The organism is Arthrobacter sp. L77 (assembly GCF_000816565.1).
In the GTDB taxonomy this organism is placed as follows: Bacteria; Actinomycetota; Actinomycetes; order Actinomycetales; family Micrococcaceae; genus Arthrobacter_D; species Arthrobacter_D antioxidans.
Map to the genome: position 1 here is coordinate 292,193 of NZ_JWSU01000006.1, position 19,073 is coordinate 311,265.

Sequence of the window (19,073 nt, forward strand, 5' to 3'; positions counted from 1 at the left end):
TAGGACCGGAATCGCCCGTGGGCCGGGGACTCGTCCCCATCCCTGGACCGGGGCGGGCCTGATGTGGGACTGCTACATGACTCTCGAGGGCGGACCCGGGACGGTTGCGCCTTCCTCGGAGACCGCGGGTCCGGGGAGAGGGGAGGTCCGGTTCCCGGGGATCGAGGTGGGGCTGTCCGGTCCGGTGGGTGCGGCGGGACGGCCGGGCACGCGCTTCGCCCGGCGCTTCCCGGCCCGCCCGTAGACGAGGTACATCGTCAGGCCCATCAGGATCATGAGCAGGACGGTGTAGACGAAGGTGTTCCCGATCGCGTTGACGTCCGCTCCTCCATCGGTGTTGGCCTTGATCTGCAGCCCGAGGGGTTGGTAGAGCGGGTGGGCGAGGAACACCGCCGTGTCGTAGTCGTCGAGCTGGCTGTTGAAGTTGAGGGCCGCGATCGCGGCGGCAGTGGGAAGGACGGCGGGCAGGAGGATCCTGCGGAAGGTGTAGAGCGCGCCCGCGCCCATGACGGTTGCGGCTTCCTCCATGGAGTCGTTCACGGAGGTGAAGGCGGCCTTGAGCATCCGGAGGGTGAACGGGATCTTCACGACGACGAAAGCGACCAGGAGGATCACCGTCGTGCCGCTGAGGACGGCACCTCCGAGGAGGGGGTTGGGTTCGTCGTAGGTCATGACGAGACCGAGGGCGATCATCGCCGCCGGCAGGATCCAGGGGATGTGCAGCAGGTACTCGAACGTCGACGTGATCCTCGTGCGGTATTTCTGGATGATGCGTGCGACGAAGAGCAGCCCTCCCACCGTGATGACGGCGGCGAGGCCGCTGTAGACGATGCTGACGACGAAGGGACGGAGCGCTGATTCCTGGGAGAGCACGCGGGTGTAGTTCTCGAGCGTGAACCGGTCCAGTGACAGCACTCCGGTGCTGATGGCGGTGCTGTCCATGAAGGAGTACAGCAGGATCAGCACGAGCGGCGAGGTGTAGACGAGGAAGAGGAGGTAGGCGAGGACGTGCACGACGACATTCGCCGGGCGGCTCCTGATGCTCTGTTTCTGCAGGGGAGCGGACACCTTGGCCACGGAGTAGTAGGTCCCCCCGCGTTCGAGCCGTGTCATGACGGCGAGCATCGCGATCGTCGCCAGTCCCAGGATGAGCGCGAGCAGTGCTGCGATGTCCCGGGAGGTCGAGGTGTTCGCGAACGTCAGGATCATGGGCGTGATGGTCTGGAACCCCTCGCCCCCGAGGACCTGGGGGGCGCTGAGCGCGCCCAATCCGGTGAGGAACGACAGGATCGTGACTGCGAAGAGCGTCGGTTTCAGGACCGGCAGGACCACCCTGCGCAGTGTCGTCCAATCCGAGGCCCCCATGTTCCTGGCCGCTTCGATCGTCTGGAAGTCGACGTTGCGGATCGCGTTGCCGAGGAAGAGGAGGTGATTGGTGGTGGTGGCGAAGGTCATGACGAAGAGGACGGCGAAGAACCCGCCGAACCACTCCCGGTCCATGTCCGGGAAGTAGTTCGCCACCAGTTTGGTGACGATCCCGTCCGCACCGTAGATGAACTTGTAGCCGGCCGCGAGCACGATCCCGCCGAAGAGGAACGTCGTCGCATAGCCGAGCCACAGGGTCCTGGAGCCGCGGATGCGGAAGTACTGGGTGACCAGGACGACGAACACGCCCACGATGTTCACCGTCACGGCGAGAACCACGGCCAGGAGGAAACTGTTGGCCAGCGACTTCATCGCCCGGTCGGAGGACAGCAGCCGTTCCACGGCGCGGCCGGTGAACCGGCCGTCGGGGAAGAAGGTCTCGGCGAGCAGATTGAGGTTCGGCCAGAGCAGGAACGCGGCACTGAACCAGGTGAGAATCAGCAGCGTCACGATGACCAGTGGTGACCTCAGCATGCGGGTGCCGGTACCGCGGCTCATGGCGTGCCCTGGTACTGCAGGACATGGGCCGGGTCCACCTGCAGCCGGACGGTGTGGCCGATGTCGAGGGCGGGGGTGCCGGTCTCCTTGACGAGGACCTTGACGTCGGAGTCGTGGCTGCGCACCGTGTATCGGCTGTGCTGGCCGTGGTAGCTGCGCGCCACCACCTGTCCCTCGACCGAGGCCAGGCCGGGGCGCGATCCCGTGCGCCCGCCGTCGCGCTCGGTCTCGCCGCCGCTATCGAGGAACGCCTTCTCCACCCGGAGGTAGGAGAGCTGGTGGGGGTGGAGGGGCCTGGCGGACCTCTCACTGAGGCGGGAGAGGAACTCCGGGCCCAGCCTCGAGCTGTCGCCGATGAAGTTGCAGACGAACTCGGTGGCGGAGCGTTCGTAGATCTCCTGGGGGGTGCCCACCTGCTCCACCCTGCCCTTGTTGAACACAGCGATCCGGTCGCTCATGGTCAGTGCTTCGTCCTGGTCGTGCGTGACGTAGACGGTGGTGATCCCCGACTGGACCTGGAGTTCCTTGAGTTCCACCCTCAGCTGCTGGCGGAGCTTGGCATCGAGGTTCGAGAGGGGCTCGTCCAGCAGGAGGATCTTCGGTTTGAGGACCAGGGCGCGCGCGATGGCGACACGCTGCTGCTGGCCGCCGGAGAGCTCCGACACGTTCTTCCCGAGTTGGTCGTCGGTGAGATCGACGCGGCGGGCGATGTCACGGACGAGTTCGGAGCGCTCCTCGGCGCCGGTCTTCCGCACCTTGAGCCCGAAGGCGATGTTCTCCCAGACACTCATGGAAGGGAACAGGGCGTAGTTCTGGAAGACCATCCCGACGCCGCGCTTGTCGCTGGGAAGCGTGGTGACATCCCGGCCATCGATGTGGATGGTCCCGGAGGAGGGCGTGACGAGACCGGCGAGCGTTCGCAACGCCGTCGTCTTGCCGCAACCGGAGGGTCCGAGCAGGGTGAAGAACTCGCCCTGTGATACCTCCAGGTCCAGGGCGCTGATCGCCGTGAAATCGTCGAAGGTGACCTGGATCTGGTCGAAGCGGATCATGGGGTTGTCTTCCTGATGGCGGGAGGAGGGCGACGGTGCGCCCCGACGGTCTCGGTGGCGCACCGTCGTGGTCTCGACGTGAGCGGGACGGGCGGGTCGCGGCGGAACCGTCAGGGCATGTACTCGAGCTCGATCTTCTCGATCCAGGATCCGAGGTTCTCCTGGACGAAGGTCCAGTCGATGTCCTGGTGCGTGAACTGCTCGTCGAAGGCGATCGTCTCGGGCTTCGCGCTGTCGAGCGCGGTCTCGTTCACCGGGAGGGAGTTGAACTCTTCAGCCCATTCCCCCTGGACGTCTCCGCTCCCGAACCAGTCGATGAACTCCTTGGCTTCGTCCTGGTTGTCGGAGCCCTTGACGAGAGCTACCTGCTCCACCGCGTAGGGGACGCCCACCTCCGGAGTCACGACGCCGGAGGTCACGTCGTACGCTTCCTCACGTCCCGGGATGGACGAGGACGGCATCTGGCCGAAGTCCACCTCGCCGTCGGCGAAGCGCGCGAACAGGTCCAGGTCCGTGACGGCAGGAACGCCGTTCTGGAAGTACTGTTCGATCTGCTGCCAGCCCTCGTCGCTGACGCCCAGATCGCCGTTCTCATCCTTGTACCGGCTCAGGATGCCGGCCATGACGAGCTGCGTGGTGGCCGCTCCCATGCCGCTGACGCGCTCGTACCTGTCCTTGTACTCGTCCTCGGTCCAGAGATCGGTCCAGTCCTCCGGTGCGTCGGCTGCGGGGACCGCGTCCGCGTTGTACGCCAGGACGATCGCCTGCTGCACCAGGGGCCAGTACGCCTTCTCCTCCGCGGGATCAGCCAGTGATCCGTCGACGTCGGAGGACCACGCCGGCGTGTAGGGCTCGAGTGCGTCCTCGCTCTTCAGCTGCTCGTAGTAGACGTTGTTCAGCCCGTACACGACATCGGCAACGGGGTTGTTCTTCTCGGCGATGAGCTTGTTGGTGGCATCTGCACCACCGGCGCCGACGATCTCGATCTCGAACCCTGCCGCCGCCGCCTTCTCCTGCAGCCACTCACCGCGTCCCTCGGAATTCGAATTCGTGTAGACGACCAGGGGTTCGCCCGCGCCGGCCGTGGAACCGGCCCCACTCTCCGTCGAGGCGTCACCGCAGGCGCTCAGCAGAAGGGCTGCCGCAGCGGTGAGTGCGACAACATTCGATCTTTTTGACACGGAGGAACTCGATTCCCTAGTAGCGACACTGCCTGCACAAACTTCGCACAGAAATAGCCAAGAAGCTCGTTTCTCGGAATCAGTGCGACACCCAACAGTGGCCCTGCCCTGTGAACGGACGCTCCCGAGGCATCAAACAGCAGGTTAACTTGCTGGTCGAGGCCGCCGCGGTCTCGTCCGCGCCGACGTGCAGCCCCCTCCGACGGCTAGGAGATCTGCAGACCACCGTTGATGTCGTAGGTGGCGGCGGTGATGTATCCGGCGTCGGGGCCCACCAGGAAGCAGATGAGGGCGGCGATGTCGTCGACAGTACCCACCCGGCCCATCAGGATGTCCCTGGACATGTCCTGCTTGCGTTCCTCGGTGAGGGTGCCGCCCATGATGTCGGTGTCCACCGGTCCGGGAGCGACGGCGTTGACGGTGATGTTGTGTTCGCCCATCTCACGAGCCAGCGCACGGGTGAAGCCGATGATGCCGGCCTTCGACGCGCTGTAGGCCACCTTCGAGTAGGTTCCACCGCCGCGCTGCGCCGAGATGGAGGAGATGCTGACCACGCGACCGAGCCTGCGTTCGATCATGCCGTGCAGGGCACGCTGCGTGACCAGGAACGTGCCGGTCATGTTGACCGCGAACACCCGGTCCCAGGCTTCCCTGGTCTCCTGCATGAACCCGGTGGGAGAACTGATCCCGGCGAGGTTCACCAGCGCGACGACGGGCGGCACCGAGGCTTCGACGGTGGTCAGCGCTGCATCGACCGATGCCTCGTCGGAGACATCGGCTGCGACGCCGACCGTCGGCACGCCGTGGCGCCGGCCGATGTCGGCTGCGGCCTCCGCGGCTGCGTTGCCGTCGATGTCGAGGATCGCGATGGACCAGCCGTCGCGGGCCAGCCGGTCGGCCGTCGCGCGGCCGATGCCGCGGGCCGAGGCCGCACCGGTGAGGACTGCAGTGCGTTCAATCGGAAAAGTCATGTGGGCTCCTGGTGGTGTTCTTCTGATGGATGAAATGTTCGTAGTCGTCGTAGGTCTGGTTGATGTGGTCCTGCATCGCCTTGCGGGCCACCTCCGGGTTCCGTGTACGGATCGCCTCCAGCACCAGCGTGTGATGGGCGATGGCGTGCTGCTGCACCTCATGGAAGGACGACGTCTCCCGCCGCATCGAGTACAGCAGCTGGCTGAGCGGTCCGAGGATCACGGGCAGGAACGGATTCGCCGAGGCCCTGAACACCGCCTCGTGGAACGCGATATCCGTTGCGGTGACGGCGTCGAGGTCCTTCGCCTCGTGGGCCGCCTGCAACTGGGCATTGGCCGTCTCCATCCGGGCCAGGTCCTCGTCGGTGGCATGTAGCGCGGCCAGCTCGGCGGCACCGGTCTCCACCATCCGCCGGATCTCCAGCAGGCGGAGCGAGACATCGGGGGAATCCGCGGTGGTCGACGCGTACCTGAGGATGGCCTGCACGTCGGTCCATTGGGCGGCCGGATTCACGTAGGTCCCGAGGCCCCGCCTGATCTGTACCACGTGCTGCGCCTGGAGCTGCTTGAGCGCCTCGCGGACCGTCAGCCGGCTGACATCCAGGGAAGCCGCCAGGTCGTTCTCCGGGGGGAGTGCCGCGCCGGGTGGGTACGTGCCGTCGATGATCTGTCCGAGGAGGTCGTCGAACACCGATTCAGCGAGTGGTTTCCGTGCCATCGGTGTCCCCTCCATCGGCGTCCGTTGCGGCGGTGCGCCGCTGTGGCGCGACCACCCTGATCACCGACGAATCGTCGGCGATGCCCAGGCCCTGCGTCTGGCCGAGCAGGAACAGCTGCTCGGCTGCCGCAGCGACCGGCGCGGCAAGTCCTGCCGTCCGGGCTGCCTTACCGACGATGCCGAGGTCCTTGACGAAGATGTCCAGCTGACTCAGCACGTCGACGTCGCCGTCGTACCCCTTCACCATGCGCGGGCCGCGGTTGGAGAGCATGAACGACGACGCCGCCCCCGTCTCCAGCGCAGCCAGGGCCCGCAGCTGGTCCAGCCCGAGCGCGTCGGCGAGGGCCAGGGCTTCGGCAGCCGCGGCGATGTGTACGCCGCAGAGCAGCTGGTTCACCGTCTTCATGGCCTGGCCGTCGCCGGCCTTGCTGCCCACGACCATCAGCGTCGAGGCGAGCCGCTCGAGCACGGGACGGGCGGTGTCCAGGGCCGACGGATCGGCGCCCACCACGATCAGCAGGTCACCTTCGCCGGCCCGTACTGGGCCGCCGGACAGCGGTGCGTCGACCAGCGCCACACCCAGGTCACCGAGCCGCCCCGTCCAGGATGCGACGGCGTCCATCCCGACGGTGCTGGTCATCACGACGACGGCGCCCGGCGCGAGGGCGGGGGCGATCCCGTCGTCACCGAAGAGGACCTCCTCCACCTGGGCTGCGTCACGGACCGCGAGCAGGAGGATCTCCGCATCGGCGGCCGCGTCCACGGCCGTGAGGGCGCACGTCAGGCCGGTCGTGGCGGCCCTCTCCCGCGAGGCCGGCATCGGGTCGTACCCGGTGACCGTGAAGGTGCCGGCCAGCCGGGTCGCCATCGGCAGGCCCATGGCACCGAGGCCGAGGACGGCGACCTTCGTGTGCTCGGCGTCAGACATCATGGGCGGCACCCGTCCTCGCGGCGGAACCGGGTGCGGGGGAGCGGAGGATGTCCACCACGTCGGCAAGGGAATCGTCGGTGCCGACGTTGCCGGCGAAGACCACGAACGGGATGGAGCGCGCCGGGCCGTCGGCTGGCTGCCAGAGGGACACGATGCCCGGCAGCATCGGCCCGCGCACCAGCGCGCGGCGGATGGACAGCCCGTGCGCGGCGACGTCGGAGGAGGTGATGCCTCCCTTGGCGATGACGAAGCGCACGGGAGTCGTGGCGATGGTGGACCGGACGACGTCGACCACTGCCCGCGAGATGGTGCGGGCGAACTCGAGGCTCTGCTCCGGATCGCCGGAGCGGATCAGGCGGCGGCTGGTGTGCAGGACGACCTCGCCGGTGGGGAGGCCGTCGACGACGTCCCGCACCGCCTCGGCCACCCCTGTATCCCGCCGTGCCGGGTCGAGGACGGCTTCGACGTCGAGCTCCACGAGCCGGGCCTCGGGTCGCCGCGCCACCAGCGCGTCCAGCTGCCGGGTGGTCAGGCCCACGTGGGAGCCCACCACGACCAGTCCACCCGAGGCGGGGGCGTCACGGCCGGCGAAGACGTCCTCGGCCGTCAGTGGCGGATGCTCGCTCTGTCCGATCCGTGCACGGACGAACGGCGGGCCCACCCGGTAGAGCAGCTTCTTGCCGCGACGTTCGGATTCCTCGAGGCCCAGGGCGAGTGCCCGGAGGTCGTCCTCGGTGACGGCGTCGACGACGATGGGGACTCCATCGGCCGCCTGGTCCAGTGCGTCCGCGATGCCCTCCGCACCGGAGCGGATGGTCGAGAGGTCGAGCCGGATGACGGCGTCGGCCGACCCGCCGGTCTTCTCGGCGACGTAGTCGCCGAGGTCCGATGACACGTACCCGAAGGTCGCATCCCGGGCGAATTCGGTCTCGGCGACGGGAACGACGACGCCGTCGTCGCCCCGCAGGTAATGGACGGTACCGATGGTGATCCGGCCGGCATCGGGAAAGGCAGGAACCATGACGACGCCGTCGGTCCCGGTGCCCGCGAGTGACAGCAGGGTGGCGCCGATGACATCGGTCTCCAGCGGGAAGTGGCCGCGGAGGGTCGAGTCGCTGCGGCTGACGAACCCGATGGCGACTCCCGCAGCCGTGGCGGCATCGAGGGAATTGGTGACGATCTCACGGTTGCGCGACGCCGCGGTCTCCGGGTCGAGGCTGCGGGTGTTGGTGAGGACGTAGACCGCCGGTACCGGTGCGCCGTCGATGCGCTGGTCGAAGGCCCACGCGAAATCGCTCGGCTCCCAGGAGGTGAGGACCGGCAGGTCGGCGACGGACTGGGTGCCGGTCGGGTCGTCGTCGAGCACGACCAGGATCCGGCCGGAGGCCCTGACGGCGGCGGCGATCACCGCCGGTTCGATGGCCCGGCCCGCGGGGAAGCCGCTGAGCAACTCTTCTTCGAGTATCACTGATCCGCACTTTCGTCATCGGGTCTTCGGTACAGCTCACTTGTCAGATGTCTTATGTCCGGTGCTAGTGTGACATGCAGCACAGTGCCCGTCAAAGGACCGACCAGGACAGTGCTACCCACCAGAGCCGGCAACGAGGCTTGCTCAGTGACCGAGGAGCAGTACATGGATATACAACTTCTTTTGGCGCTCGTCCTGGGTATCGCCACCATCATCGTGTTGGTGCTGAAGACCCGCCTCGATGCGTTCGTGGCACTCCTGATCGCCGCGCTGGTGACCGGCCTCGTCGCCGGCCAGGCGCCGCTGGACATCGTTTCGTCGATCACGACGGGCTTCGGCAACACGCTGGCGTCGATCGGCATCGTGATCGGCCTCGGCGTCGGGATCGGCAAGATCCTCGAGGTCTCGGGGGCCGCCAATTCGCTGGCCATGGCCTTCCTCAGGCTCTTCGGCAAAGGCCGTGAGCCCTGGGCGCTGGGCAGTGTGGGCGCCCTGGTCTCCATCCCGGTCTTCTGCGACTCCGGGTACGTCATCATGAACCCGTTGGCCCGATCGATTGCCCGGGTCAAGCGCGCCGGGTACATCACCCTCGCGCTCGCCCTCGGGTGCGGCATGACGCTGACCCACCACATGGTGCCGCCGACGCCCGGCCCGCTGGCCGTCGCCGGCATCCTCGGCGCCGATCTCGGAGCACTGATCCTTGCGGGTCTTGTGTTCACGGTTCTGCTGTTGCCCGTCGTGGTCTTCTACGCCAAATGGATGGGGCCGCAGCTCGAGTCCTCCATGTCCGCCTCCATGCGCGAGACCGTGTACGGCACGGTGCACGCCGGCGCCGGACATCGCGGCGGCACTGCCGTGGCCGATCACGACGGTGGTACTGGTGCCGACGACGCGGCTCCTTCGCTGGACGTCGACAACGACGTGCTGGGCACGCCCCCACCGGGGGCCCGGCCCCACAGGGTCGGCGCCCTCGTCGCGTCCCTGCCCCTGATGGTGCCGCTCGTCCTCATCATCCTCAACACGGTCAGCGGTGCGATCGATCAGAGCAACCAGGGAGTCGTCGGTGGCGACGAGTACACGCCGTCGTCCTGGGCTGTCCCGTTGGCGTTCATCGGCAATCCGGTGGTTGCCCTGGTCATCGGCGTCCTCCTCGCCGTCTACGTGCTGCTGCCTCGCTGGACACCCCGTGCAAAGGTGCAGGGCTGGTTCGCCGAGGCAGCTGCCTCGGCCGGCCTGATCCTCCTCATCACCGGTGCGGGTGGGGCTCTCGGTCAGGTGCTGCGAAGCTCGGGCGTGGGTGATGCCCTCGCCGAGGCCATCGCCGGTACGCCGTTGCCGGCGTTCCTCGTGCCGTTCCTCATCGCCACCCTGGTCCGCATCGCCCAGGGCTCGGGCACGGTCGCGATGATCACGGCGGCATCGGTGACGGCACCGCTGGTGGGTTCGCTCGGCATCGACCCGATCGTCGCGGCACTCGCCTGCACGGCCGGCTCGATGGTGTTCAGCTACTTCAACGACTCCTACTTCTGGGTCGTGACCCGCTTCGCCGGTCTTGACGGCATCGCAGCGCTCAAGGGTTGGTCGGGCATCACGACGGCGGTCTGGGCCGGGTCGATCCCGCTGCTGTTCATCGCCAACGCAGTACTCGGCTGATCCTGCGAGGTCCATCGACTGTGGCCGGGCGGTTCGGATTCACATCCGAGCCGCCCGGCCACTGCTGTCCGGGTGGGGAACAAGGGTGGTGACGGACCGATCGGTGTCACGGGGCCCGACCGGTGCCGTATCGTCCGGACCTTCCGCATCGACGACACCCTTGATATGATGGATCCATCATTCAATCAATCAGGGCGGGTCGCAGATGTCGGATGTCGAGCCGGGGGCACAGGATTTCACCGATTTCCGTGCGCCCCTGTACGAAGTGAAGGCGAACCTCTTCAAGGGGCTGGCACACCCCGTTCGGATCCGCGTGCTGGAGTTGCTGTCGGCGGCACCGGAGGTCTCGGTATCGGACATGCTGCTGGCGACGGGCCTGGAAGCGTCCCACCTGTCCCAGCACCTGTCGGTGCTGCGCCGGTATCACCTGGTGACGTCGGAGCGCCGCGGACTCCAGCAGTTCTACGCCCTGGCCACCCCGCGGGTGGCGGAGCTGCTGGCCGTCGCGCGTGGACTTCTCGAAGAGGTCCTGCATGCCACGAGGGAGAACCTCGAGTACTCGGCCCTGACCAGGGCTTCGATCATGACGTCGACGGGCGATGACCGCACCCCATGAGGGTGCTCTCGAAGATCCGACCCCTGCTGCCCGGGATGCGCGACTACGCGCAGGCCCCGCGCACCTGGAAGGGAGACCTGATCGCGGGTCTCACGGTGGGCATCGTCGCCCTGCCGCTCGCGCTGGCATTCGGGGTCAGCTCCGGGGCAGGAGCTGCCAGCGGGCTGATCACCGCCGTGGTCGCCGGCCTGGTCGCGGCGGTGTTCGGCGGCTCGAACGTCCAGGTGTCAGGGCCCACAGGCGCCATGGTCGTCGTCCTGGGTCCGGTGATCGCCGTTCACGGCCCCGGCGCACTCGCTCTGGTGAGCGTCCTGGCCGGGCTCATGGTCGTGGTCGCCGGCATCCTGAAGCTGGGCCGGGTCGTCGCCTTCCTGCCGTGGCCGGTGATCGAGGGATTCACCCTCGGTATCGCCGTCATCATCTTCCTGCAGCAGGTGCCCTCCGCGTTCGGCGCGGATCCCGGGCCCAGCAGCAATGCCGCGGTATCCGCGGCCCAGTCCCTCGCTACGACGTCGTTCGCCGCACTTCTCGCGCCGGTGGCCCTTGTCGTCGTCGTCGCGCTGATCATGCTCGCTGCCCCGAGGATCCATCGCCAGATCCCCGGATCGATCATCGCCATCGTCGTGGCGAGCGTCGTGGCCGAGGTCGCCGACCTGCCTGTGGCCAGGATCGGGGCGCTGCCCGATTCCCTGCCGGCCCCGACCGTCCCCGGCCTGGACTGGGATCTCATCCTCACCCTTGCGGGACCGGCGGCGACGATCGCCGCCCTGGCTGCCATCGAATCGCTCCTCTCGGCCCGGGTCGCCGCGTCCATCTCGGACACGGGCCCCTACGACCCCGACCGCGAACTGTTCGGGCAGGGCCTGGCGTCCGTGGCCTCCGGTTTCTTCGGTGGGATGCCCGCCACCGGTGCGATCGCACGCACCGCGGTGAACGTCCGGTCGGGAGGCCGGACCAGACTCGCGGCGATCACGCACGCCCTGGTCCTCCTCGCGGTCGTCTACCTCGCCACCGGCCCGGTCTCCCGCATTCCGCTGGCAGCACTGGCGGGCGTGCTGATGGTCACCGCGGCACGCATGGTGTCCGTCGGGACCCTGCGCAGCGTGGTCGGCTCGACCCGCGCCGACACCGTGGTGTTCATCGTGACAGCGGTGATCACCGTGTCCCTGGACCTGATCCAGGCGGTGGAGATCGGCATCCTGATGGCCGGCTTCTTCGCTCTCCGTACCCTCGTCACATCCAGTGGAGTCCACCGGGAGGAGATCCCCGGGCCGGCCCAGGACGGAGACGCCCACATCGCCGTCTTCCGTCTCGACGGGGCATTGTTCTTCGCTGCCGCCGAACGGGTGCTGGAGCGGGTGAACGAGATCCGCAACGTGGACGTCGTGATCATCCGCATGTCCCAGCTGCAGGCACTGGATGCGACCGGGGCGCGGGTCATCACGGACATGGTGACCGCCCTCGAGCGCCGCGGCATCACCGTGCTGATCAAGGGCATCCAGGACCGCCACCTTCATCTCATCACCAAGGTCGGGGTGCTCGAATCCCTGCGACATTCCAAGCATCTGTTCGCCGAGCTGGACCCGGCGGTGGAGCACGCCCGCAGCCATGTCGCCCGCAACCGGGCTGCGCGGACCACGGCCCTCCCCGGCCAGGACCCTTCAGCGTTCACCGGCTCGGGACCCCATCCGGGATCGCCGTCATGACCGCCGCCGCGAACAGGCAGCCCGCGTAGTCCGTCGGGACCCATCCCGGGGGAGTACCGCCCGGCGATCGATCACATCGTTCCGGTGTGGATGCAGGACGAGCCCTTCCAGCTTTCCACGACGGCGGCGCACGGCCTCGACGACCGGTGGTCCGTCATCACATCAACAGCAGAGGACACAGCATGAGTGAGAAGATCAAGGTCGCCGGTCCCATCGTGGAGCTCGACGGCGACGAGATGACCCGCATCATCTGGCAGTTCATCAAGGAACGCCTGATCGTCCCCTATCTCGAGGTCGACCTGCTGTACTTCGACCTGTCGATCCAGAACCGCGACGCGACCGAGGACCAGGTCACCATCGACGCGGCCAACGCCATCAAAGAGCACAACGTGGGCGTCAAGTGTGCCACCATCACCCCGGACGAGGCCCGGGTCGAGGAATTCGGCCTGAAGAACATGTGGGCCTCCCCGAACGGGACCATCCGCAACATCCTGGGCGGAGTCGTCTTCCGCGAGCCGATCATCATCTCCACCATCCCCCGGCTCGTCCCCGGGTGGAACAAGCCGATCATCATCGGCCGCCATGCGTTCGGCGATCAGTACCGCGCCACCAACTTCAAGGTCCCGGGCCCCGGCACCCTGACGATGACCTTCGTCCCGTCCGACGGCGGCGAGGAGATCCGGCAGACGGTCGTCACCTACCCCGACGGAGGAGGGGTGGCCATGGGCATGTACAACTTCAACGACTCGATCCGCGATTTCGCCCGCGCCTCCTTCGCCTACGGGCTGCGACGCGACTACCCGGTGTACCTCTCGACCAAGAACACCATCCTGAAGGCCTATGACGGCCAGTTCAAGGACCTGTTCCAGGAAGTGTTCGACACCGAGTTCAAGGACCTTTTCCAGGCCGCCGATCTCACGTACGAACACCGTCTGATCGACGACATGGTCGCTTCGGTGATGAAGTGGGAGGGCGGCTATGTCTGGGCCTGCAAGAACTACGACGGCGACGTCCAATCGGACACCGTCGCCCAGGGCTTCGGCTCTCTGGGTCTCATGACCTCCGTCCTGATGACCCCCGACGGCACCACCGTGGAAGCAGAAGCAGCGCACGGCACCGTCACCCGCCACTACCGCCGGCACCAGCAGGGCGAACCGACCTCCACCAACCCCATCGCGTCGATCTTCGCCTGGACCCGGGGCATCATGCATCGCGGCACCCTGGACGACAGCCCCGCCGTCACGGGCTTCGCCGCCACCGTCGAGGAGGTCGTCATCAGGACGGTCGAGGCAGGACACATGACCAAGGACCTGGCCCTGCTGGTGGGGCCCGAGCAGGAATGGCTCACCACGGAGCAGTTCCTGAGCGTGGTGGCGGACAACCTCGCCGAGCGCCTGGGATGAGCAGGGTCAGGGTCGAGGAAGAACGTCGGTCGGGTGCCGCTCACGCAGCCCGGTTCGGCGCAGAGCGGACGGATCGGAAGGACGCCATTCGCCGGGAGGCTTCTGGGCGGACACCTATGACGACGCGGCTCTGTGCGAGAAGGTGCTCGGACCGCTCGGCCGGGGCGGGAACGGCTGGTACTCGCCTGCGTCCTACGACCGACCGACCGGGCAGCGCCGGCGGGATTCCTCCATGCTCCGGCAGACGCGCTGGTCCTGGTGGAAGGCATGTTCCTGCACCGCGACGAATTGATCACCCACCGGGATGCCTCGGTCTTCCCCGACGTCCCGTTCACGGAGTCCGCGGCGCGCATGGCCACCCCGAATGGGAGCCAGCCTGATCCCGGGCATCCTTCGATGCGCCGCTACGTCGGGGGTCAGCGCCGCGATTTCGAGGCCGTACGCCCCTGGGAGCGTGCCACTGTCGTCGTGGACAACCGGGACTTCACCGCACCGCGGTTCATCCCCTCCGCTGCGGTCTCGGCGCTCCGGTGACAGGATTCTGCGTCCGGGACGGGCGATGATTGCGCGATGACCAGTCAGCAGGTTTCACTGAGCCGCATCGTGCTCGGAATTCTCGCCCTCGGGGCCCTCCTGGCCCAGTTCGTGATGATCCCGCGTATCGCGAAGGGATACGCGAACACCTATCCCGAGGTCGCCGATCTGGCGTCGCCGTATGTGATCGTGGTCGCCGCGGCAATCGGCGGCTTCGAGGTCGCCCTGCTGGCGGCGTGGCAATTACTCGCGGCCTACGAGGAGGGGAGCCCGTCGGGGCGCTCGAAGCGTTGGATCGACGGGATGGCAGTGTCCCTCTGCCTCATGGCACTGCTGATCGCCGGGATCTGCGTCCACGCCGGATCCGTCGCCGAGGTCGGGGGGCCCGCGATGCTGTTCGGAGTACTCGGTTCCGTTGCTCTCATCGCCGTCGTGGGTGCTGCGAGGAGCAGGGCGCTCGCCTCTGTGCAGGAAAGGTACGGCGGCCCACTCCCGCGCTAGGTCCTGCCGGTGTGGACGATGAGGACCTCCGGGGGAGGCGTGGCTCGTGAGCCTCACCTCGCCCGGAGGTCCTCGTGGTCCATCCGGCCCGTTCGCCGATGCCGTCAGCGAGCCGTACCCCTAGCCCGCGGTAGACGCTGCCTTCCTCGCCTTCTTGGCCTTCTTCTCCGCGGTCTCGCGGGCCAGCAGCGTCTTCTCGTCGATCGGCGCATCCCCATTGGCCCGGCGCCGCCGCATGTACTCGGCGGCCTCGTCCTGGCGCTCCTGCTCCGCACCGGTGGCAATCGCCGAGCGCAGGTGCTCCTGGCCATAGCCGAACGCCTGCACGAGGTCGAGGGCGTGCGGGCGGATCTTCACCAGCAGGCGGTTGATGTAGCCGTCGAGGGTACGGGCACGCTGCGCGGAGAGGCGGCCGTTCATGAGGAACCACGCCAGGTCCTTCTCGATGAGGCAGAGGCCGAACAGATCGCGCAGGCGCGTGAGGACCTGGCGGGTACCGGGATCGGCGACCCTGTGGAGGCCGCGCGTGAACGCCTCCCACTGCAGCAGCTCCGCGTGGGCATGAGCCACCTCGATGAGCTCGTTCTGGTGCTCGTTGAAGAGCGCGGCGGTCTTCTCCTGCGACATCCCCTTCGTCCCCCGCAGCACGGCGGCGAGATCGACGACGCGGGACTGCACGCGGTCGGTGAGCAGGTCGTGCTGGGTCTCCTCGTCGCGCAGGGCGATGGCCGACTTCTTGCCCGAGCCCGTGTCCGCGAGGGTCTGGGCGACACGACGCAGGCCCGAACGGTGCAGCGTCCTGCCGGCGGCCTGCGACACCGCGTAGCGGGCCAGGACGCCGAAGTCGACGCCCTGGAACTCCTTGGCGTAGTCGGTCAGCAGCCGCTTCGCGACGAGCTGCAGCAGGACGTTGTTGTCACCTTCGAAGGTCACGTACACATCGAGGTCCGCACGCAGGGAGGTGAAGCGGTTCTCCACCAGGAAGCCCTGGCCGCCGGTCGCCTCGCGGCATTCCTGCAGGGTGTCCAGTGCCAGCCAGGTGCTCAGGGGTTTGAACGCGGCGGCGAGCGTCTCGAGGTCCTGGCGGTCCTCGTCGGTGTCGTGCTCGCCGGAGAAGACGCCGTCGAACTTCTCGAGGAGCTCCTCGTGTGCGAAGGACGCGGCGTAGGTCGCGGCGAGGCGCGGCAGGAGCCTGCGCTGGTGCCGCTGGTAATCCATCAGCACCTCTTCCTTGAGGTTCGAGGACGCGTTGAACTGGCGGCGCTGCGTCGAGTAGGTGATGGCGGCCGTGAGGGCGAGCTTGCTGGCGGCGACCGCCGCGCCGTCGAGCGAGACGCGGCCCTGCACCAGGGTTCCCAGCATGGTGAAGAAGCGGCGTCCCGGGGACGCGATGGGAGAGGTGTACGTGCCGTCCTCGGCGACGTCGCCGTACCGGTTCAGCAGGTTGGTGCGGGGGATCCGGACGCCGGTGAAGTGCAGGCGGCCGTTGTCGATGCCGTTGAGGCCGCCCTTGATGCCGTCGTCCTCGCCGCCGACGCCCGGCTTGAAGGAGCCGTCCTCGTTGCGCAGGTCCACGTAGAAGCCGTGCACGCCGTGGCTGACGCCGTTGGTGACGAGCTGGGCGAACACGACGGCGGCCCGGCCATCGATGGCGCCGTTGCCGATGTAGTCCTTCCAGGCGGCGCGGAAGGGCGTGTCGATCACGAACTCGTCGGTCGCGGGGTCGAACGTGGCGGTGGTGGCGATGCTCGCGACGTCGCTGCCGTGGCCCGTCTCGGTCATGGCGAAGCAGCCGGGGATCCGCATGTCCATGATGCCCGGGAGCCACGCTTCGTGGTGCTTCTCGGTACCGAGGTGCATGACCGCCGAACCGAAGAGACCCCACTGCACGCCGGCCTTGATCTGCAGCGACGGATCCGCGACGACGAGCTCCTCGAAGCCCGCGATATTCCCACCGTGGTCGTCGTTGCCGCCGAGGGCCGTGGGGAACGCACGGTGGACGGCCTGCTGCTCCACGAGGTAGTGGAGCTGGTCGAAGCAGCGCAGCCGGTGATCGGTGTGGGTGAGTCCCTCGATCTTCTGCACCTCGGGGCGGCCCGCGAGCGCACGCGCGGTGCGGCGGATGTGCGCCCACCGGCCGAGGAGCAGCTCCCCGAGCTCGGCGGTGTCCACGGTGGCCTGCTCGTCGTCGGTGATGTCGGCCGTGGCGGGGATCTGCTGCGGCCGGGTGATGGTCTGGGTCATGGCGTGTCCTTCGCGCGTTGGCGGGTTGGGGAATGGGGGGCTGCCGGCGGCGAGAGTGCCTCGTACCGGCTGATGCCGTCGAAGAGCCAGCCGGTGATGTGCCGGGCCATCTGCTCCTCGGTCGGTTTGTCGGGGGTGTCGGGGGATGAGAGCCAGTGTTCGCCGGCGGCCCGGACCATGCCGATCGCAGCGGCGGGCCAATACTCGGGGGCGGCGTCGTCCGGGCCCGACGGCCGGTCGGGGGAGAGCAGGTAGGCGCGCATGGGACGCGCGATCATGTCGGTGACCGCGGCAAGGAAGTGCGCCAGGGTGTCCTGGCCGCCGTCGGCCGCTGAGGACACCGGGGAGCCGGGGGAGGAAGCAGTGGACGTCGAGGACTCGGCGATACCGACGCGCGTGACGAACGCGTAGACGTTGGGCGAGGTCCGGGCCATCTGCAGGTAGGCGAGCACCATCGCGTAGAGGCCCTCCCGAGGAGTGGATGCGGCCTTCGCGGCGTCGAGCACCTTCTGCTGCATCTGGCCGATGACCACTTCCGCCATGGCCCGCTGGAGTCCGGTCTTGTCCCCGAAGTAGCGGTAGTACACGGACTTCGAGGTCTCGCCGGCTGCGGCGATGTCCTCCATGGAGGCCCCGGGGCCGAGGGCGTCGACGGCGCGCCTCGCGGTCTTGATCAGCTGGCGTCGCCGCTCGGCCCGGTGTCCTTCCCATCGGCTCGACCGGCCGTCCTGCACGGGAGCCACGCCGCCGGGGGTCTTCGCGGAGGCGCCCTTCAGGGCATGGGCAAGCTTCATGATACCCAGCGTATCAGGTACGCTAGGTATCGGTAATCCACCCCCTCGTACCAGGAGTACTTCCATGGCAGATCAGGCCGGGGCGCGCAACGCCGCCCACCCACCGCGCACGGCAGTCGTCATCGGCGGCAACCGCATCCCCTTCGCCCGCTCCGGCGGCGCCTACGCCTATTCGTCCAACAAGGACATGCTCATCGCCGCGCTGGACGGCCTCGTGGCACGCTTCGGCCTGCAGGGTGAGCGCATCGGGGAGGTCGCCGCCGGTGCCGTCCTCAAGCACTCCCGGGACTTCAACCTCACGCGGGAGGCCGTGCTCGGCTCGGCGCTGTCCCCGGAGACCCCCGCCTACGACCTCCAGCAGGCCTGCGCCACGGGCCTCGAGACCGTGGTCGGCCTTTCGAACAAGATCAAGCTCGGGCAGATCGACTCCGGCATCGCCGGCGGCGTCGACTCCGCCTCCGACGCACCGATCGCCGTCAGCGAGGGTCTCCGCCGCGTGCTGCTCGACCTCTCACGCGCCAAGACGACCCAGCAGAAGATCAAGGCACTCGGTACGCTCCGCCCGAAGGACCTCTCGCCCAACGCACCCACCACGGGCGAGCCCCGCACGGGCCTGTCCATGGGGGAGCACCAGGCACTCACCACCGCTGCCTGGGAGATCACGCGCGAAGCGCAGGACGACCTCGCCTACCGCAGCCACCACAACCTCGCCGCCGCCTACGACCGAGGGTTCTTCTCGGACCTCATGACGCCGTACCGGGGCCTGACGAAGGACGCCAACCTCCGGGCGGACACCTCGCTGGAGAAGCTCGCGACCCTGAAGCCCGTCTTCGGCAAGGGCCTCGACACCCCCGCCACCATGACGGCCGGCAACTCCACCCCGCTCACCGACGGTGCCGCCGTCGTCCTGCTCGGCAGCGAGGACTACGCGAGGGCCAACAACCTCCCGATGCTCGCGACCATCGTCGACGCCGAAGCGGCGGCGGTGGACTTCGTCACCGGTGAGGAGGGCCTGCTGATGGCCCCCGTCCACGCCATGCCCCGCCTGCTGCAGCGCAACGGCCTCACCTTCGACGACTTCGACTTCTTCGAGATCCACGAGGCCTTCGCCGGGACGGTCCTCAGCTCCCTCGCGGCGTGGGAGGACCCGGACTACTGCAAGCGCGTCCTCGGGCTCGACGGCGCCCTCGGCAGCATCGACCGCGCGAAGCTCAACGTCAACGGGTCCTCGCTTGCTGCCGGCCACCCGTTCGCAGCCACGGGCGGACGCATCGTCGCCTCACTGGCCAAGACCCTGTCCGAGAGGGGCGGACGTGGCCTCATCTCCGTGTGCGCCGCCGGGGGCCAGGGCGTCGTCGCGATCCTGGAGGCGAAGTAG

Annotated in this window: 16 protein-coding genes; 7 read left to right on the top strand and 9 right to left on the bottom strand. The window is 68.0% G+C overall.

Features of this window, described 5'->3' with window-relative positions; translation table 11 throughout:
- Positions 1-72: 72 nt before the first annotated feature.
- The 7 genes from RY94_RS11515 to RY94_RS11545 all read right to left on the bottom strand — a co-directional run bounded on the left by RY94_RS11515 (position 73) and on the right by RY94_RS11545 (position 8,244).
- Entirely contained in the window at positions 73-1,923 is a 1,851-nt protein-coding gene (locus tag RY94_RS11515) for an ABC transporter permease (protein WP_082046297.1), read from the bottom strand.
- On the bottom strand, positions 1,920-2,975 hold the full coding sequence (locus RY94_RS11520; protein ID WP_043445244.1) for an ABC transporter ATP-binding protein: 1,056 nt from the start codon (positions 2,973-2,975) through the stop codon (positions 1,920-1,922). The genes RY94_RS11515 and RY94_RS11520 overlap by 4 nt, the downstream gene beginning before the upstream one ends.
- 110 nt (positions 2,976-3,085) lie before the next feature.
- Complete coding sequence (locus tag RY94_RS11525; RefSeq protein ID WP_043445246.1) at positions 3,086-4,156, bottom strand: extracellular solute-binding protein; 1,071 nt, start codon at positions 4,154-4,156, stop codon at positions 3,086-3,088.
- 206 nt (positions 4,157-4,362) lie between these two features.
- Entirely contained in the window at positions 4,363-5,127 is a 765-nt protein-coding gene (locus RY94_RS11530; protein WP_043445247.1) for an SDR family NAD(P)-dependent oxidoreductase, read from the bottom strand.
- Positions 5,111-5,845 (bottom strand): FadR/GntR family transcriptional regulator, encoded by a 735-nt coding sequence (locus RY94_RS11535; RefSeq protein WP_043445249.1) that lies wholly within the window; start codon positions 5,843-5,845, stop codon positions 5,111-5,113. Before RY94_RS11535 ends, RY94_RS11530 begins: the two co-directional genes overlap by 17 nt.
- Complete coding sequence (locus RY94_RS11540; protein ID WP_043446414.1) at positions 5,823-6,773, bottom strand: NAD(P)-dependent oxidoreductase; 951 nt, start codon at positions 6,771-6,773, stop codon at positions 5,823-5,825. Before RY94_RS11540 ends, RY94_RS11535 begins: the two co-directional genes overlap by 23 nt.
- Entirely contained in the window at positions 6,766-8,244 is a 1,479-nt protein-coding gene (locus tag RY94_RS11545; RefSeq protein WP_043445251.1) for a four-carbon acid sugar kinase family protein, read from the bottom strand. Before RY94_RS11545 ends, RY94_RS11540 begins: the two co-directional genes overlap by 8 nt.
- A 165-nt stretch (positions 8,245-8,409) precedes the next feature.
- On the opposite strand from RY94_RS11545, the gene RY94_RS11550 reads away from it, so the two are divergent.
- The 6 genes from RY94_RS11550 (at position 8,410) to RY94_RS11575 (ending at position 14,657) form a co-directional block, all read left to right on the top strand.
- Positions 8,410-9,897, top strand: coding sequence for a GntP family permease (locus RY94_RS11550; protein ID WP_043446417.1), 1,488 nt, complete (start codon positions 8,410-8,412; stop codon positions 9,895-9,897).
- 205 nt (positions 9,898-10,102) lie between these two features.
- Complete coding sequence (locus RY94_RS11555) at positions 10,103-10,513, top strand: ArsR/SmtB family transcription factor (RefSeq protein ID WP_043445253.1); 411 nt, start codon at positions 10,103-10,105, stop codon at positions 10,511-10,513.
- Positions 10,510-12,219 carry a SulP family inorganic anion transporter gene (locus RY94_RS11560; protein WP_082046298.1) on the top strand — a complete coding sequence of 570 codons (1,710 nt, stop codon included), beginning with the start codon at positions 10,510-10,512 and terminating at the stop codon, positions 12,217-12,219. Before RY94_RS11555 ends, RY94_RS11560 begins: the two co-directional genes overlap by 4 nt.
- A gap of 182 nt (positions 12,220-12,401) precedes the next feature.
- The gene (locus tag RY94_RS11565) at positions 12,402-13,622 is read left to right on the top strand and encodes an NADP-dependent isocitrate dehydrogenase (protein ID WP_043445255.1); all 1,221 of its coding nucleotides are present in this window, start codon (positions 12,402-12,404) and stop codon (positions 13,620-13,622) included.
- A gap of 267 nt (positions 13,623-13,889) precedes the next feature.
- Positions 13,890-14,156, top strand: a complete 267-nt coding sequence (locus RY94_RS16915; RefSeq protein ID WP_052274280.1) for a hypothetical protein — start codon at positions 13,890-13,892, stop codon at positions 14,154-14,156.
- A gap of 36 nt (positions 14,157-14,192) precedes the next feature.
- Positions 14,193-14,657, top strand: coding sequence for a DUF2975 domain-containing protein (locus RY94_RS11575; RefSeq protein WP_043445258.1), 465 nt, complete (start codon positions 14,193-14,195; stop codon positions 14,655-14,657).
- Between the two features lie 120 nt (positions 14,658-14,777).
- Here the strand turns inward: RY94_RS11575 and RY94_RS11580 are convergent, their stop codons facing one another.
- Together RY94_RS11580 and RY94_RS11585 are read right to left on the bottom strand one after the other, a co-directional pair.
- Entirely contained in the window at positions 14,778-16,901 is a 2,124-nt protein-coding gene (locus tag RY94_RS11580; protein WP_043445260.1) for an acyl-CoA dehydrogenase family protein, read from the bottom strand.
- Positions 16,898-17,695 (bottom strand): TetR/AcrR family transcriptional regulator, encoded by a 798-nt coding sequence (locus RY94_RS11585; RefSeq protein ID WP_156135150.1) that lies wholly within the window; start codon positions 17,693-17,695, stop codon positions 16,898-16,900. The genes RY94_RS11580 and RY94_RS11585 overlap by 4 nt, the downstream gene beginning before the upstream one ends.
- A gap of 64 nt (positions 17,696-17,759) precedes the next feature.
- Here RY94_RS11585 and RY94_RS11590 point away from each other — a divergent pair, with 64 nt between their 5' ends.
- Positions 17,760-19,073 (top strand): acetyl-CoA C-acetyltransferase, encoded by a 1,314-nt coding sequence (locus RY94_RS11590; RefSeq protein ID WP_043445262.1) that lies wholly within the window; start codon positions 17,760-17,762, stop codon positions 19,071-19,073.

Excerpts from the sequence above, each read along its gene's own strand:
- RY94_RS11575 (WP_043445258.1), top strand. The coding sequence starts at position 14,193 with ATGACCAGTCAGCAGGTTTCACTGAGCCGCATCGTGCTCGGAATTCTC.
- RY94_RS11535 (WP_043445249.1), bottom strand. The coding sequence starts at position 5,845 with ATGGCACGGAAACCACTCGCTGAATCGGTGTTCGACGACCTCCTCGGA.
- RY94_RS11560 (WP_082046298.1), top strand. The coding sequence starts at position 10,510 with ATGAGGGTGCTCTCGAAGATCCGACCCCTGCTGCCCGGGATGCGCGAC.
- RY94_RS11585 (WP_156135150.1), bottom strand. The coding sequence starts at position 17,695 with ATGAAGCTTGCCCATGCCCTGAAGGGCGCCTCCGCGAAGACCCCCGGC.
- RY94_RS11580 (WP_043445260.1), bottom strand. The coding sequence starts at position 16,901 with ATGACCCAGACCATCACCCGGCCGCAGCAGATCCCCGCCACGGCCGAC.
- RY94_RS11530 (WP_043445247.1), bottom strand. The coding sequence starts at position 5,127 with ATGACTTTTCCGATTGAACGCACTGCAGTCCTCACCGGTGCGGCCTCG.
- RY94_RS11520 (WP_043445244.1), bottom strand. The coding sequence starts at position 2,975 with ATGATCCGCTTCGACCAGATCCAGGTCACCTTCGACGATTTCACGGCG.
- RY94_RS16915 (WP_052274280.1), top strand. The coding sequence starts at position 13,890 with ATGTTCCTGCACCGCGACGAATTGATCACCCACCGGGATGCCTCGGTC.
- RY94_RS11540 (WP_043446414.1), bottom strand. The coding sequence starts at position 6,773 with ATGTCTGACGCCGAGCACACGAAGGTCGCCGTCCTCGGCCTCGGTGCC.
- RY94_RS11555 (WP_043445253.1), top strand. The coding sequence starts at position 10,103 with ATGTCGGATGTCGAGCCGGGGGCACAGGATTTCACCGATTTCCGTGCG.
- RY94_RS11590 (WP_043445262.1), top strand. The coding sequence starts at position 17,760 with ATGGCAGATCAGGCCGGGGCGCGCAACGCCGCCCACCCACCGCGCACG.
- RY94_RS11565 (WP_043445255.1), top strand. The coding sequence starts at position 12,402 with ATGAGTGAGAAGATCAAGGTCGCCGGTCCCATCGTGGAGCTCGACGGC.
- RY94_RS11515 (WP_082046297.1), bottom strand. The coding sequence starts at position 1,923 with ATGAGCCGCGGTACCGGCACCCGCATGCTGAGGTCACCACTGGTCATC.
- RY94_RS11550 (WP_043446417.1), top strand. The coding sequence starts at position 8,410 with ATGGATATACAACTTCTTTTGGCGCTCGTCCTGGGTATCGCCACCATC.